Below are 15425 nucleotides of genomic sequence, written 5' to 3' on the forward strand. Positions count from 1 at the left end.
GCCCCAGCGGGTCCTTTCCCCCCGGCGGGCCCTCTTTGCCCCCAGCCGGGTCATGCCGTTGAAGGACTGTCTGGGGGAGGTCTCCGCCTGCCAGATCGCCCCCTATCCCCCCGGCGTGCCGGTGGTGGCTCCCGGGGAGCGGATCGGAAAAAAAGAACTTTCTTATTTACAGCAAATAGGATATAATATAATGTCGGAAGTGCGGACCGTGGCACCATTGGGATAATTTTGGTCCGCAGCGAGGAAAACATATGGAGCTTTCATCCCTGGCGGGCAACAGCCGCCTGAAAGAGCTGCTCTCCCACCGGGAGGAGGGCCGCGGCCTGTCCCACGCTTATATCATCTCCGGTCCCGCCGGTTCGGGCCGGCATACCCTGGCCCGGCTCCTGGCCGCCGCCATGGTGTGTACCGCCCATCCCGGGTCCCGGCCCTGCGGACGGTGCGCCCCCTGCAAAAAGGTCTTTGGCGGCATCCACCCCGACGTGGCCGTCATCTCCGGGGTGGGGGAGGGCAAGCCCATCACTGTGGACCAGATCAGGAGCCTCCGGGCCGACGCCCACATCCGCCCCAACGAGGGGGAGCGGAAGGTCTATCTTCTGGAGGGAGCGGACCAGATGAACGCCGCGGCCCAAAACGCCATGCTGAAGCTGCTGGAGGAGGGCCCCCAGTACGCCGCCTTTCTGCTGCTGGCGGAAAACGGCGGCGGCCTGCTCCAGACGGTGCGCTCCCGGTGCGAGGAGCTGACCTTATCTCCCGTGCCGGTCAAGGAGTGTCAGGACTGGCTGGAGAAGAGATTCCCCCAAAAGACGGGGGAGGAGGTCCGCCAGGCCGCTCTGGACTGTCAGGGCCTGCTGGGCCGGGCGGTGGAGCGGCTGGAGGGGACGGCTGAGAGCCTCCAGGCCCGGGAGAGCCAGGCGGTAAAGTTGGCGGACGCCCTGGAAACGAGGACCGAGCTGGAGCTGTTCGAGGCGGCCATGGTCCTGGACAAGCAGAGCCGGGAGGAGCTGCCCCGGCTGCTGGACGCCCTGGAACGGGAGCTGACGGGCCGGATGGCCCGGCGGCAGGACCGCCGCCGCCTGTTTCGGGGGGTGGAGCTGACCCGGCAGATCCGGGCCGCCGCCCGTCTCAACGCCAACCCCGGCCAGCTGGCCGGCTGGCTGTGCGCGGGAATGTTTATTTGAGCGCGGAGAGTTGAGGGTGAAGATCACGGACAAAGAGCAGCAGCTTCACACCGCGCTCTGAAATAAAGGAGAATCGTATGGTAGAGATCATCAGCGTCCGTTTCAAAAACGGCGGAAAGCAATATTATTTCAATCCCGACGGGAAGCAGTTCCAGCTGGGCGACGGCGTCATCGTGGAGACCTCCCGGGGCACCGAGTACGGCGAGTGTGTCCAGGCCAACTCCATGATCGACGAGATGGAGCTCATCGCCCCCCTGCGCCCGGTGGTCCGGGTGGCCACCGAGGAGGACAAAAAGACGGTGGCCCGGAACAAGGAGAAGGAGGAGAAGGCCTTCGCCATCTGCCAGGAGAAGATCGCCGAGCACGGTCTGGACATGAAGCTGGTGGAGGCGGAGTACAGCTTTGAGGGGAACAAGGTCCTCTTCTTCTTCACCTCCGACGGCCGGGTGGACTTCCGGGCCCTGGTAAAGGACCTGGCCAGCACCATCCACGCCCGCATCGAGCTGCGCCAGATCGGCGTCCGGGACGAGGCCAAGATGCTGGGCGGTCTGGGCATCTGCGGGCGGCCCTTCTGCTGCTCCCAGTTCCTGGACGAGTTCCAGCCCGTGTCCATCAAAATGGCCAAGACCCAGAACCTGTCCCTGAACCCCACCAAGATCTCGGGCACCTGCGGACGGCTCATGTGCTGTCTGAAGTATGAGCAGGAGGCCTACGAGGACTTGGTGAAAAAGGCCCCCAAGCAGGAGTCCTTTGTGGAGACTCCCGACGGAGCGGGCACCGTGTCCAGCGTCAACCTTCTGCGCCAGACGGTGCAGGTCCGCCTGGACTCCGCCCCCGAGACCCCCAAGTGCTACCACAACTGCGAGCTGTGCGTCATCCGCAGCGGAAAGGGCAGACGGCCCGAGGACTATGTGGAGCCCCCTCTGGAGGAGCTGGCCAAGCTGCGGCGCCAGCCCGAGGAGAAGGAGGCGCAGATGTCCGAGGAGGAGGCCCTGACCGCCGCTCTGGACGCCGCCTTTGGCCGGGAGAACCCGGCGGCAGAGGCCTCCGCCGCGCCCCAGGAGGAGGGCCAGCGGTCTCCCCGTAGCCGGAGAAACCGGAACCGGAGCCGCCGTCCCAAGGGCGAGGGCGGAGAGGTCCAGACCGCCCAGGCCCCTCAGCCTGAGCAGCGGGCCCGTGAGGAGGGCCAGCAGGCCACCCGTCCGGAGCGCCGCCGTCCTCCCAGACCGCCCAAAGCCGTCCAGGAGGGGGAAGGCCCCGCCGCCGCTCCCAAGGAGGGCGGGGAGAAAAAGACCAACCGCCGCCGCCGCCGCCGTCCCAGAGGGGGCGGGGAGAAGCCCCAGTCCGGCGGCCAGGACTGAGAAGATCCAGACAGAACCGGGCCCCGGCGCGGGGAGAGAGACCGCCCGGGGCCTGTCTCTTTGTGAACACATAAGGAAGTGAGCATGTGACCGGCTTTTTCAACGCCCTTTCGGCGTCTCTGGTGCTGCTGATGCTGATGTCGGTGGGCTATTTCATGGGGGTTTTGGGCTGGATGACCGCCCAGGAGAAAAAATTCGTCAGCAAGTACATCGTCAACATCGCCGTGCCCTGCAACTGCGTGGTGGGGCTGCTGAACAACCTGAGCCATGACCAGCTGGCCCAGGCGGGGATCATGCTGGTCTCTGGCCTGCTGGGGGTGGGAGCCACCTTGCTGCTGTCCATGGCCCTGGCCACCCTGCTGAGGCTCCCCCGGGAGCGGTGGGGCGTCTTTGTTTTGATGGCGGGACTGTCCAACACCATCTTTATCGGCATCCCCGTGAGCACCCAGCTCTTCGGCGAGGCCTGTATGCCCTACCTGATGATCTATTTCCTGGCCAACACCACCTTCCTCCAGTCCCTGGGCTTCGTCCTCATCGAGCGGGCGGGGAGCAAGGGCGGCGGCGGGATCACGGTGGCCGGGGTGCTGAAAAGCATGTTTACCAAGCCCCCGGTGCTGGCGGTGATCTTTTCGCTGATCCTGCTGGTGCTGGATCTGCGGCTGCCCGGGCCCGTGATGAAGTTTGCCGGGTACATCAGCAACTCCGTGTCCCCCATGGCGCTGATCTACTGCGGCTTTATCATTTTCGAGCTGGGGCTGAAGAACATCCGCCTCATGAAGGGACTGCCTCTGATGCTGGTGGTGCGGCTGGGCGTGGCCCCGCTGGTCTGTCTGGCCTTCTGCCAGCTCTTCGGCGTGACCGGACTGGCCCGGGAGGTGTTCATTGTGGAATCCGCCCTGCCGGTGGTCAGCCAGGTCACGGTGATGGCCGGGGCCTACGGCGCCGACGAGCGCTATGCCGCCACCGGGGCTTGCCTGTCCACCCTGGGCAGCTTTATCACCATCCCCATCCTCATGCTGCTGCTTGGCTGAGAATATTCCCAACAAAAGGACCCGCCCCGGTGAAAACCGAGGGCGGGTCCTTTGTGTTTTCCGTTAACCGAAGGCCTTGTACAGGAGGGTGGAGATCTGGCCGCGGGTACAGGTGGCGTTGGGACTGAAGGCAGTGGCGGAGGTGCCGCTGGTGATGCCGTTGTCCAGGGCCCAAGCCACGGCCTGGGCGTAGGAATCGGTGGGCTTCACGTCGGTAAAGGGCAGGTTGGAGGTGTCATAGGCGGGACTGCCCATGGCTCTCCAGATGAACTCCACCGCCATGGCCCGGGTGCAGGGATCGTTGCCGCAGAATTTGTCGCCGCGCAGCGCGGTGGCAACGGGGGCGTTGCGGGGCATGGTACTGGCCCAGTACAGGGCGTTGTAGTACCACAGGTCACGGGTCATATCGGAGAGGGTGGCGATACTGCCAAAGCCCGTCTCACGACCGGAAGCAGCCCAGAGGAAGGTGATGATCTCGGCGCGGGAGCAGAGCTTGTTGGGGGAGAAGGTGGTGCCGTCCCCGGTGCCGCTGGTCACGTTGTTCTCCACGGCCCACTGGACGGGGGTGTAGAACCAGTCGCTCTGCTTGACATCGGTAAAGGAGATGGCGTCGGGGTCCACCACGGGCAGGGCGGTGAAGAAAGCGGGCGTCCAGTAGTGCTGATGATTGAGGAAGGTACCATTGCCGAAGTTGTAGTAGTAGTTATTGCCGGCGGCGTGGGTGGAGCCATCCTCTTTCAGAATATAGGTGGCGTGGTAGCCGCCGGATACCTGCTTGACATTGGTGGCAGTGCGGGTGGCGGGCTTGATGATGTCCTCCCCAAAGAGTTTGCGCGTCTCAATGCCGAACTGGCCGTCGTACTCCATGCCCATGGTGTAAAGGTCGCCGTTGGTCTTGATGACGTAGGAGTTGCTGCAATGAGCCTCGATGGCCTTGGCGCCGCCCATAATAAAGACGGGGGTGGTGTACTGTTCGTTGAGCAGTACGGGCGCATCAATGACATAGCCGTCCGAGTCGTATGCATAGTCGCCCTCAAGCTCATGGGGGCGGAGCTGCTGGGAGCTGTTGTCACCCCAGCCGTAGACGTCACCGCTGGCGGTGCGCACCAGAGTGTGATTTTCGCCGCTGGCGATCTCCACTGCGCCGGAGAATACCTGCTCGGGTTCCCGAGTCAGATGGCCGGTGGTACCGTCACCCCGGGCACCGTAGGCGCTGGAGCCCATGGTCCAGACGGTGCCGTCCTCCTTCAAGGCGGTCAGAGTGCAGGTGCCGGCCTCCACGTCCACGAAGCCGTCGCCCAGATATTCGGGATCGAAGGTGTTGGCCACCTCGTTGCCGCCCAGCTGCTGGACGAGATAGCCCCACCAGTACAGCTCGCCGTCCTCAGTGACGCAGGCGGAGAAGTAGCTTCCGGCGGCGATGGCCTTGACATCGCTCATGACGAACTGCATCCCCTCGTGGGGATTTCTGTCGTTCTGTCCCAACTGGGCGTAGAGGTTGTTGCCCTGGGCGTACAGGTCGCCGTTTTCCATCAGAACCAGGACGTGAAAGCCCAGCTCGTCGGGGGTTTTGTAGTAGTGAAGGGTTGGCGTCTCGCTGGCGGCCACCTCTTTCACGTCTTCGGCAAGTTTCGTCAGAGTGGTGGCCACAAGGCCGCCCTGTGGGGAGGTATGCTCCCCTACGTCGGGACCCAGTATGCCCTGATGCTGATCGTTCAGGCCGCAGGCGTACAGGGTGCCATCGTTGGTGAGGACAAAGGAGCAGGCGGGGCCGCCCTCAAGCTGTTTGACAGAGTAGTCGGCGGCGGAGGCGGGCAGGATCATCATGCCAAAGGTCAGGGCCAATGTCATGGCCAGAGCGAGCAAACGTTTTTTCATAAGCAGCCTCTTTTCCAAAATTTCAGCAGAAGGTATTGCTCAGGGTGCCGATGCCCTGGATGGTCACGTCCACCCGGTCGCCGGGCTTCAGCCAGTTCTTTTTGTCGGCGGGGTAGCCGTGCATGACCCCCTGGGGGGTGCCGGTGAAGATCAGGTCGCCGGGCTGGAGGGTAAAGTGGTGGGACAGGTCGGCAATGATCTGCTGGACATTGAAAATCATGTCCGAGGTGTTGGAGTTCTGCCGGGTCTCGCCGTTGACCACGCTGGAGATGTCCAGGTTGTTGGGGTCCAGCTCACGGCTGGGGACCAGACAGGGGCCCACGGGGGCGAAGCCGTCGAAGGTCTTGGACAGCACCCACTGGTTGCCCCGGGCAAATTGCAGGTCCCGGGTGGACAGGTCGTTGCCGCAGGTGTAGCCGAACACATAGTCCAGCGCCTCGGCTTCCGACACGTCCCGGGCGGGTTTTCCCATTACAACTACCAATTCTGCTTCATAATCATACTCTTTGTAATCAGGCATCAGCCGCACGCAGTCCCCGTGGGCGGCCAGAGCGTTGGAAAACTTGTTGAACAGCACCGGGGCAGGGGGGAGGGGGAGGCCGCACTCCTTGGCGTGCTGGCGGTAGTTCAGGCCGATGCAGAAGATCCGGTCGGTGCCGGTGACCACCGGGGCCAGGGGAGCGTTGGTGTAGCACTGGGCATCGGCGGCCAGCTCCGCCAGCCGGGCCAGACCCTGGCTCCCGGCGGCGATGGCCTGCTTCATATCGGCGGGGGCGGATACGCCCCTGCGGGCAGCCTCCGCCTCTACGTCGATGATCCCGCCCCCGGTCTGGATGCCCAGGGCGGGTCTGTTGTCCTTCCAGATTTGGACCAGTTTCATGGGGATCCTCTCCTTATGTTAAAAATAAGGGGCGCACGGTGTGCGCCCCTATAAAAAGGTTTATTCCGCTTCGGAAGTCTCTTCCATTCTGGTGATCGCGATGGACAGATCATCCAGCTGTTTTGCATCTACCACGTCGGGGCAGGCCATCATCAGGTCGGAGGCGTTCTGCACCTTGGGGAAGGCGATGACGTCCCGGATGGAGGGAGCGCCCGCCATCAGCATGCACAGCCGATCCAGACCGTAGGCCAGACCGCCGTGGGGAGGCGCGCCGAACTTGAAGGCGTTGACCAGGTGGCCGAAGCGCTCCTGAATGTCCTCCTCGCTGATGCCTAGGGCCTGGAAGGCCTTCTCCTGCATCTCGGGGGTGTTGATGCGGATGGAGCCGCCGCCCAGCTCGGTGCCGTTGAGTACGATGTCATAGGCGCGGGCGCGGCAGTTGGCCTTGTCGGTCAAAATCTTGTCCTCGTCCTCCACCATGGGGGCGGTGAAGGGGTGGTGCATGGCCATATAGCGGTTCTCTTCCTCGGACCACTCGAACATGGGGAACTCGGTGACCCACAGGAACTTGAAGTCCTTGGGGTCCAGCAGACCCATCTGCTTGGCGATCTCGCACCGCAGGGCGCCCAGGGCGGCCCAGACCACGGTGTTCTTCTCGTCGCCCACGATGAGGACCAGGTCCCCGTCCTTGGCGCCGGCCCGGTCCAGAATGGCCTTGTTCTCCTCCTCGGTAAGGAACTTGGCGTAGGAGGAGGTCATGTTCCCCTCATGGAGGCGGGTCCAGGCCAGACCCTTGGCGTGGTAGGTCTTGGCGAAGTCGCCCAGCTTGTCGATCTTCTTCCGGGGGAAGGCGGCGGCGCCGCCCTCGATGTTGATCAGGCGGACGGAGCCGCCGGCGGCCACAGGGCCGGAGAACACGCCGAAGCCGCAGTTCTTCACAATGTCGCTGATGTCCTTCAGCTCAAAACCGAAGCGCAGGTCGGGCTTGTCGGAGCCGAAGCGGTCCATGGCTTCCCGCCAGGGCATGCGCTGGAAGGGGGTCTGAACGTCCACGTCCAGGACCTCCTTGAACACCCGCTTCAAAAAGCCCTCCTGGATGGTCATGATCTCGTCCTCGTTGAGGAAGGACATCTCCAGGTCGATCTGGGTGAACTCGGGCTGGCGGTCGGCCCGCAGATCCTCGTCCCGGAAGCACCGGGCGATCTGGAAGTAGCGGTCGAAGCCGGACAGCATGAGCAGCTGCTTATACTGCTGGGGGGACTGGGGCAGGGCGTAGAACTTGCCGGGGTGGACGCGGCTGGGCACCAGATAGTCCCGGGCCCCCTCGGGGGTGGACTTGGTCAGCACGGGGGTCTCAATCTCCAAGAAGCCGTTCTCGTCGAAGTAGTCCCGGGCGATCTTGGTGATCTTGTGCCGGGTGGCGATGGCCTTCTGCATCTCGGGACGGCGCAGGTCCAGATAGCGGTACTTCAGGCGCAGCATGTCGTTGGCCTTGGAGTTCTCCACGATCTCAAAGGGAGGGGTCTCCGACTTGGCCAGCAGGCGCAGCTCGGTGACGTAGATCTCAATGTCGCCGGTGGCGATCTTGTCGGTCTTGGACTCGCGCTCCCGGACCAGACCGGTGGCGGCGATGACGTACTCGCCCCGGAGGGAGGCGGCCTTGTCAAAGATGGCCTTGTCGGTGCTGTCGTCGAAGGACAGCTGAACCAGACCGGTGCGGTCCCGCAGGTCCACGAAGATCAGTCCGCCCAGATCCCGCTGACGCTGGACCCAGCCGCATACCGACACGGTTTTGCCCGCGTCGGTGAGACGCAGGTCGCCGCAGTAATGACTGCGGTGGAAATCCTGAAGATTATCCACAAAAATCAACTCCAAACAGTATTATTGATTGAAAACATAACAAATAGTATTGAAAAATAGGACCGGAACGGGGGTCCCCCTGCGGATTTGCCGCAGACTGAATAGGGGAGGGGGGAGGCTCAGCCCTGGGTGCCCTTGTCCAGAATGGGGGTGCCCTGGTTCAGCTCCTCCAGACCGGCCTGGATCTGGGCCACGGCCTGGTCGGGGGTCACCTTGACCTGCTCGCCGGTGCGCATGTTCTTGACGGCGGCCACGCCCTCCTTCACCTCGTCGTCCCCCAGGAAGATCACATAGGGGACGCGGATCTTGTCGGCGTAGGACATCTTCTGCTTGAACTTCTTCTGCTCGGCGTGGATCTGGGCACGGATGCCGGCGTTGCGCAGCTGGGTGGCCAGGGCGATGGAGGGGGCCATGTCCTCGGTCATGGGCAGGATCAGCGCGTCCACGGGGGCGGTGTTCATCTGCTCGTTCAGGTAGCCCTGGTCCTCCAGCACGAAGAACAGGCGGGTCAGACCGATGGAAATGCCAACTCCGGGGAGTTGTTTATCGGTATAATATTCCGCAAGGTTATCATAACGGCCGCCGGAACAGATGGAGCCGATCTCGGGGTGGTCCAGCATGGTGGTCTCGTAGACGGTGCCGGTGTAGTAATCCAGGCCCCGGGCGATGGTCAGGTCCACGGCGAAGTTGGCCTCGGGCACACCGAAGGCGGCCAGGTGGCGGACCACGGTGGTCAGCTCGTCCAGGCCCTCGTCAAACAGGGGGTTGCGGCCCCGGTAACCCTCCAGGGCGGCCAGCACCTCGGCGTTGGTGCCCCGGATGTCGATGAACTTCAGGATCTCGGCGGCCTGCTGCTCGGTGAGTCCGATCTCCTCGGAGGTGAGCAGCTCCCGGACGCTCTTTTCGCCGATCTTGTCCAGCTTGTCCACGGTCCGCATGATGGCGCCGGACTGGCGGGTCAGGCCCAGCATGGCGTAAAAGCCGTTGAGGATCTTCCGGTTGTTCACCCGGATCTGGAACCGCTTGAGGCCCAGAGCGGTAAAGGTGCGGTAGATGATGGCGGGGATCTCCGCGTCGTTGGAGATGTCCAGCTTGCCGTCGCCGATGACGTCGATATCAGCCTGGTAGAACTCGCGGAAGCGGCCCCGCTGGGCCCGCTCGCCCCGGTAGACCTTGCCGATCTGGAAGCGGCGGAAGGGGAAGGCCAGCTGGTTATAGTTCAAGGCCACATATTTGGCCAGAGGAACGGTCAGGTCAAAGCGCAGGGACAGGTCGGTGTCGCCCTTCATGAAGCGGTAGATCTGCTTCTCGGTCTCGCCGCCGCCCTTGGCCAGCAGCACCTCGCTGGCCTCGATGAGGGGGGTGTCCAGGGGGGTATAGCCATAAAGGGAGTAGCTCTCCCGGAGAATGGAAACGATACGGTCGAACTGGATCTGCTGGGCAGGGAGCAGCTCCATGAAACCGGACAGAGTACGGGGTTGAACTTTAGCCATAAGTCATGATCCTTTCTTTTACACACAGCATTTTAGGTCCCTTTCAGCGCGGGAACTGGAGCGTCAGCGCTCGGGCTCCGAAGGAGCCGCCTTGTTATAATCCTTCCCCTTGGGGAAGGTGGAATTTGTGCAGCAGAGGGTAAGTGATGGCCATATTTTAAAACTCCTTTCTGTTCCGCCCACCGGGCGGGATGGAGGGGTTCGCAAAGAAAAGGGGCGGCGAAGCGGCACTTATGGTGACAAAAAAAGCGCTCTCATCCCCTGATTGGGACGAGAGCGCGCAAACGCTTCGTGGTGCCACCCAACTTCGAGCGGCTCCCGGGGCCGCTCCTCTCGCCTTCTGTTGCGGGAAGGGGACCGCACCCGTCTCCGGGCCCGCTGGTAGCGCCGTCTTCGCCGGGGCCGGGTCCTGGAGCCCTCTCAACCGTGGGGCTCCTCTCTGTCGGAGGGCGTTCCGGGTACTAATGCGCCGTCACTGCGGTGAATGGTGTTATGCTACCTTATTTTACGAAAAAAGTCAAGGGTCACAGGGCAAAAGGCACCCGGCTGGGGTTCATGCCCTGGCGCCAGTCCAGGTCGCCCCGGGCCAGACCGTGGATGAGCAGCTCGGCGGTGGCCACGTTGGTGGCCATGGGGACGGAGTGCTGGTCGCACAGGCGGGAAATATACAGGATATCCTTATCCATCTCGTTGTCCAGAGGGGAGTTGAAGAACAGAACCATGTCGATCTCGTTATAGACGATCCGCTGGCCGATCTGCTCGATGCCGCCGTGTTCATGGGAGAGGAAAAGCTGGACGGGCAGGCCGGTGGCGTCTGCCACCATACGTCCCGTGGCATTGGTAGCGCAGACAGAGTGCTTGGACAGAACGCCGCAGTAAGCGGTGCAGAACTGCACCATCAGATCCTGCTTTTTGGTATGGCTCATAATCGCGATATTCATTGGCAGCGGTACCTCCTTGTTATGTAGTGAAGGGGGGCGTTATCGGATCTTCATAATGGGGACCTGCTTTCCTTCCAGACGCTGGGCGATATTCCAGCAGGCCAGAGCGGCTCCGCGGCGGCCCCGGCTGGTGAGAGGAAGTCCCTGATTGGCGCACAGGATGACCTGCGGGTCCTCGGGGACCACACCGATGAGGGGCAGTCCGGCGGCGTTCATGGCGTCGTCAATGGTGGTGCGGAGCTTGCGGAGCAGTTTGGGCTGGATGCGGTTCATCACCAGATGGACCTGGCGAAGCCGGTCTAGCTCGGCCACCGTGCGCTGGGCGTCCCGGAGGGAGGAGGCGTCGTTGGTAGCCACCACCAGTGCCCGGTCGGCTCCGCAGGTGGCCAGCCGGAAGCCGGTGCCAAGACCGGCGGGGGAGTCGATGAGCACATAGTCGTACATGCTCCGGGCGGTATTCAGCAGGGCGCGGATCTTGTCCGCGGTCAGGCTGGCGGGGAGGGACAGGGGGGCGGTAAGAAGGGACAGGCCCTTCAGATCGGGGTGGGACACCGCCGCCCGGGCCAGGGGACAGCGCCCCAGCGCCACATCGGAGAAGTCCATCAGAGCCCGGTCGTTCAGCCCCAGGGAGATGTCCAGGTTACGAAGTCCAATATCCATGTCGATGCACAGTACGCTTCGGCCCATGAGGGCCAGGGAAGCGGCAGTGCCGCTGGTGATGGAGGTCTTTCCGGTGCCTCCCTTTCCGGAGGTGACTGCAATGATGATACCCATGGAATATCCCCCCAACTCACCACATTAAAGTGTACCACAAATCTTGGTCGCGTCAATGGTTTTGGCCGAAACTTTTGAGAAAATTTAACAATTTTGGCAATAATAGAAGCCTGTTCGCGTGGACGGGAAGAAGCCCGAATCAGAGGGGTTCCTTCTGAATTTTTGCCCAGCGCCGGGGATAGTCCCAACGGGGCAGGCCCCGTTGGGGACCCGGGGTTTTAAATCCTCGGGCGAAGTGAATTCGCCCTGCGGAAATTCTCCCTTTGGTCGAATTTGCGCCGCATAAGCGGCGGGTCGCTTGCGCTCCCGGGCGATCCCCGGATCAGAGAGGTTCCTTCTGAATTTTTGCCCAGCGCCGGGGATAGTCCCAACGGGGCCTGCCCCGTTGGGGACCCGGAGTTTTAAATCCTCGGGCGAAGTGAATTCGCCCTGCGGAAATTCTCCCTTTGGTCGAATTTGCGCCGCATAAGCGGCGGGTCGCTTGCGCTCCCGGGCGATCCCCGGATCAGAGAGGTTCCTTCTGAATTTTTGCCCAACGCCGGGGATAGCCCTTTAACGTGGGCGCCACCTTTTCGATGAGGATGACCCGGTGGGTGATCTGGGAGCCGGGAATGGTGTAATCCAACTGGTCCCGGACCCGTCCGCCCATCATTTTGACGGCACGGGCGGCATGCTCCAGCTCGCCGTCCGATTCCACCGACTTCATGGCCAGGAACAGCCCGCCCACCTTGACGAAGGGCAGGCACAGTTCCGCCAGCAGCCGCAGGTCGGCCACGGCCCGGGCGGTGGCAAAGTCAAAGGAGTCCCGAAAGCCCTTCACCTGGGCCTGCTCCTCGGCCCGGCCGTGGATGGCCCGGACGCCGGTAAGGCCCAGGGCGCCGGACACCTCATTCAGCCAGTCCACCCGCTTGTTCAGGGAGTCCAGCAGGGTGACCTCCAGAGAGGGGACCAGGATCTTCAGAGGCAGACCGGGAAAGCCCGCCCCGGTGCCCACGTCGATGAGGGTCTTTCCCTCAAATTGGGCGCAGTTGAGCAGCGCGGCGCAGTCCAGCATGTGCAGCCGGGCCACCTGCTCCGGCTCCCGGATGGCGGTCAGGTTCATGACCTGGTTCTTTTCCAGCAGCAGCCGTCCGTACAGGTCCAGCTGCCCGGCCGCTTCGGGTGGGACCGCAGGGGACAGGCCCAACTCCTCCAGACCGGCGGAAATAATATCTTTCATACCGGCTCAACCTCCAAAGTTGGACAACAGTCCCACGATTCCGATGGGCAGGGTAAAGGCGGCCAGACAGAAGCAGGCCAGAGCCAGCACGACGGCCACAGGCCGACTGGGGCTGCCGGTGGTTTTTCGGCTCACCACCACCACGGCGCCCATGCCCACCAGCCCGGGGACAGTCAGCAGGGGTGCCAGGTTGCCCAGCATGGTCCCGGTAAAGTAAAAATAGGTGGTCAGGGCCAGAAAGATCAGCACATAGACCAGGGCGATCCAGGCCAGCGTGCGCTTGACGGGGGAGGCGGGGGTGTAACCCTTGTTCTCCTCCTGCTCTTCTTCGGGGCGTTTGTCATGTTCAGACATAGGTACTCCTTTGTTCGTGTGGATTCCAGGCGGCTGTTTGCAGAAGCTTCCCGCTTCCTGTTGTCACGCTTCGCCTGTTCGCGACGCTCTCCTTCCCGCCGACTCCGGGTACAAACATCCGGGCCTTTGGCCCTCCTTGGTTTGCACCTGTCGCTCTGGTCCAGAGTCGCTGCTCCCGGCGGCTCAGCGCTTCTTGTTGTCACGCTTCGCCTGTTCGCTGCTCCCGGCGACTCAGCGCTGCTCCTTCAGCAGGTCGCGGATCTCAGTGAGCAGCTTCTCCTCGGCGGAGGGCTCGGGGGGAGCGGGCTCCTCAGCGGGGGCCTCCTCCTTCTTGCGGTGGAGGTTGTTCAGGAATTTCACCATGCAGAACACGGCGAAGGCCAGGATAATAAAGTCCAGAATGGTGGACAGGAGGGTCCCGTAGTTAATGGAGACGGCGGCGGCGATCTCCTCGCCGTTTTCCACCACGGCCTCCTTCAGCACAAACTTCCAGTCGCTGAAGTTGATGCCGCCGGTGAGCATACTGACGGCGGGCATGATAATGTCGTTGACCAGGGAATTGGTGATCTTGCCGAAAGCGCCGCCAACGACAACGCCGACAGCCATGTCCACCACGTTGCCCCGCATGGCAAAGGCCTTGAATTCTTCCATAAACTTTTTCATGTTGGGATTTCCTCCTTTTATTTTTTTGTGAAGGGTCCGGGTCTTACCGCACAGCCCCTGCCGGGAGAGCGGGGGGAGGGGCGAGGGCTGAATCATGGAGTTTCACAATCCGAAACCCCTTGCGCCCCAAGGGATTGCGGATTTCGACCGTTCTGGAGCCGTTTTTGAGGGGGAAAATGACCCTGGGATGGTCCGGAGGACCTGAAAACGGCTGGAAAAAGATATAACGAATTGTATAAGTTTAGATAAAAATTACGAATCGTCATTATCTGCCCTTGGCACAGCACAGAGGCGGCAGGGGAGGGGGCGCAGCATCCGCCTGGCTTTTCCCAGAGGCGCACAGGTTGTTTATTGCCTCTGCGCGGCGGCAAAGGCCGTGCCTATGGATACGACGGGGACCCGCCCCTGCGAATGGGGGAAAGTTTTACTTCTTGGGGATGAGCACCTTGGTGCCGCCCATATAGGGCCAAAGGACCTCGGGGATGACCACGGAGCCGTCGGCCTGGAGGTTGTTCTCCAGGAAGGCGATGAGCATACGGGGAGGGGCCACCACGGTGTTGTTCAGGGTGTGGGGCAGGTAGGTGCCCTTCTCGCCCTTGACGCGCATCTTCAGGCGGCGGGCCTGGGCGTCGCCCAGGTTGGAGCAGGAGCAGACCTCAAAGTACTTCTGCTGGCGGGGGGACCAGGCCTCGATGTCGCAGGACTTGACCTTCAGGTCGGCCAGATCGCCGGAGCAGCACTCCAGCTGGCGGACGGGGATGTCCAGGGAGCGGAACAGCTCCACGGAGTACCGCCACATCTTCTCGTACCAGTCCATGGAGTCCTCAGGCTTGCAGACCACGATCATCTCCTGCTTCTCGAACTGGTGGATGCGGTAGACGCCGCGCTCCTCGATGCCGTGGGCGCCCTTCTCCTTCCGGAAGCAGGGGGAGTAGGAGGTGAGGGTCTGGGGCAGGGAGGCCTCGGGGATGATCTGGTCGATAAACTTACCGATCATGGAGTGCTCGGAGGTGCCGATCAGATACAGGTCCTCGCCCTCGATCTTGTACATCATGGCCTCCATATCGGTCTGGGACATGACGCCCTCCACCACGTTGCCGTGGATCATGAAGGGGGGGATGCAGAAGGTGAAGCCCTTGTTGATCATAAAGTCCCGGGCGTAGGCCAGCACCGCCTCGTGGAGCCGGGCCACGTCGCCCAGCAGATAGTAGAAGCCGTTGCCGGAGACACGGCCGGCGGAATCCATGTCGATGCCGTTGAAGGATTCCATGATCTCGGTGTGGTAGGGGATCTCAAAGTCGGGCACCTTGGGCTCGCCGAAGCGCTCCACCTCCACGTTGGCGGAGTCGTCGGGGCCGATGGGCACGGAGGGGTCGATGATGTTGGGGATGGTGAGCATGATCTTGCGGATGCGGGCGGCCAGTTCGGTCTCCTTGGCCTCCAGGGCAGCCAGCTCGTCGGCGTTGGCCTTGACCTGGGCCTTGACGGCCTCGGCCTCCTCCAGCTTGGAGGGGTCCTTCTTGGCCTGGCCCATGAGCATGCCAACCTGCTTGGACAGGCTGTTGCGGGCGGAGCGCAGCTCGTTGGCCCGGGTCTGGGCGGCGCGGTTCTCCTCATCCAGAGCCAGCACCTCGTCTACCAGAGGCAGCTTGGCGTCCTGAAACTTCTTCTTGATGTTCTCCTTGACGAGCTCGGGGTTCTCCCGAATAAATCTGATATCCAGCATGGTGATTTCCTCTCCTTAATATAAATGAGTAGATGACTGAACAATATTGGGTCGCGGGGGTGGG

General features: G+C 62.5%; 14 protein-coding genes. 4 read left to right on the plus strand and 10 right to left on the minus strand.

The window, feature by feature from the left end; genetic code table 11:
• From I6E39_RS06280 to I6E39_RS06295, 4 genes are all read left to right on the plus strand, one after another.
• Positions 1-226: Orn/Lys/Arg family decarboxylase (locus I6E39_RS06280; RefSeq protein WP_478358318.1), on the plus strand; the 226-nt coding region annotated here is incomplete at its 5' end.
• A 25-nt stretch (positions 227-251) separates the two neighbouring features.
• On the plus strand, positions 252-1181 hold the full coding sequence (locus I6E39_RS06285; protein ID WP_235380754.1) for a DNA polymerase III subunit: 930 nt from the start codon (positions 252-254) through the stop codon (positions 1179-1181).
• A 77-nt stretch (positions 1182-1258) separates the two neighbouring features.
• The gene (locus I6E39_RS11140; protein WP_235380755.1) at positions 1259-2542 is read left to right on the plus strand and encodes a PSP1 domain-containing protein; all 1284 of its coding nucleotides are present in this window, start codon (positions 1259-1261) and stop codon (positions 2540-2542) included.
• Between the two features lie 86 nt (positions 2543-2628).
• On the plus strand, positions 2629-3573 hold the full coding sequence (locus tag I6E39_RS06295; RefSeq protein ID WP_235380756.1) for an AEC family transporter: 945 nt from the start codon (positions 2629-2631) through the stop codon (positions 3571-3573).
• A 63-nt stretch (positions 3574-3636) separates the two neighbouring features.
• Here I6E39_RS06295 and I6E39_RS06300 read toward each other — a convergent pair whose 3' ends face one another.
• The 10 genes from I6E39_RS06300 to serS all read right to left on the minus strand — a co-directional run bounded on the left by I6E39_RS06300 (position 3637) and on the right by serS (position 15361).
• Positions 3637-5451, minus strand: a complete 1815-nt coding sequence (locus tag I6E39_RS06300) for an S-layer homology domain-containing protein (RefSeq protein ID WP_235380757.1) — start codon at positions 5449-5451, stop codon at positions 3637-3639.
• Positions 5452-5473: 22 nt separating this feature from the next.
• Positions 5474-6331, minus strand: coding sequence for a fumarylacetoacetate hydrolase family protein (locus I6E39_RS06305; protein WP_235380758.1), 858 nt, complete (start codon positions 6329-6331; stop codon positions 5474-5476).
• A gap of 60 nt (positions 6332-6391) precedes the next feature.
• A complete protein-coding gene (gene aspS, locus I6E39_RS06310) occupies positions 6392-8191 on the minus strand; it encodes an aspartate--tRNA ligase (protein WP_235380759.1) in 1800 nt (599 codons plus the stop codon).
• Between the two features lie 119 nt (positions 8192-8310).
• Positions 8311-9684: a histidine--tRNA ligase gene (gene hisS / locus I6E39_RS06315; RefSeq protein ID WP_235380760.1), complete on the minus strand. Its 1374-nt coding sequence runs from the start codon at positions 9682-9684 to the stop codon at positions 8311-8313.
• A gap of 524 nt (positions 9685-10208) precedes the next feature.
• Positions 10209-10625, minus strand: a complete 417-nt coding sequence (locus I6E39_RS06320; protein ID WP_235380761.1) for a methylglyoxal synthase — start codon at positions 10623-10625, stop codon at positions 10209-10211.
• 39 nt (positions 10626-10664) lie between these two features.
• Positions 10665-11399, minus strand: a complete 735-nt coding sequence (locus tag I6E39_RS06325; protein ID WP_235380762.1) for a nucleotide-binding protein — start codon at positions 11397-11399, stop codon at positions 10665-10667.
• A 505-nt stretch (positions 11400-11904) separates the two neighbouring features.
• A complete protein-coding gene (gene rsmG, locus I6E39_RS06330; protein ID WP_235380763.1) occupies positions 11905-12618 on the minus strand; it encodes a 16S rRNA (guanine(527)-N(7))-methyltransferase RsmG in 714 nt (237 codons plus the stop codon).
• Positions 12619-12624: 6 nt separating this feature from the next.
• Positions 12625-12972, minus strand: coding sequence for a hypothetical protein (locus tag I6E39_RS06335; RefSeq protein WP_235380764.1), 348 nt, complete (start codon positions 12970-12972; stop codon positions 12625-12627).
• A 231-nt stretch (positions 12973-13203) separates the two neighbouring features.
• Positions 13204-13635, minus strand: coding sequence for a large-conductance mechanosensitive channel protein MscL (gene mscL / locus I6E39_RS06340; protein ID WP_235380765.1), 432 nt, complete (start codon positions 13633-13635; stop codon positions 13204-13206).
• Positions 13636-14059: 424 nt separating this feature from the next.
• Positions 14060-15361: a serine--tRNA ligase gene (gene serS / locus I6E39_RS06345; protein WP_235380766.1), complete on the minus strand. Its 1302-nt coding sequence runs from the start codon at positions 15359-15361 to the stop codon at positions 14060-14062.
• Between the last annotated feature and the right edge of the window lie 64 nt (positions 15362-15425).

The organism is Pseudoflavonifractor phocaeensis (assembly GCF_021531375.1).
Classification (GTDB): domain Bacteria; phylum Bacillota; class Clostridia; order Oscillospirales; family Oscillospiraceae; genus Lawsonibacter; species Lawsonibacter phocaeensis_B.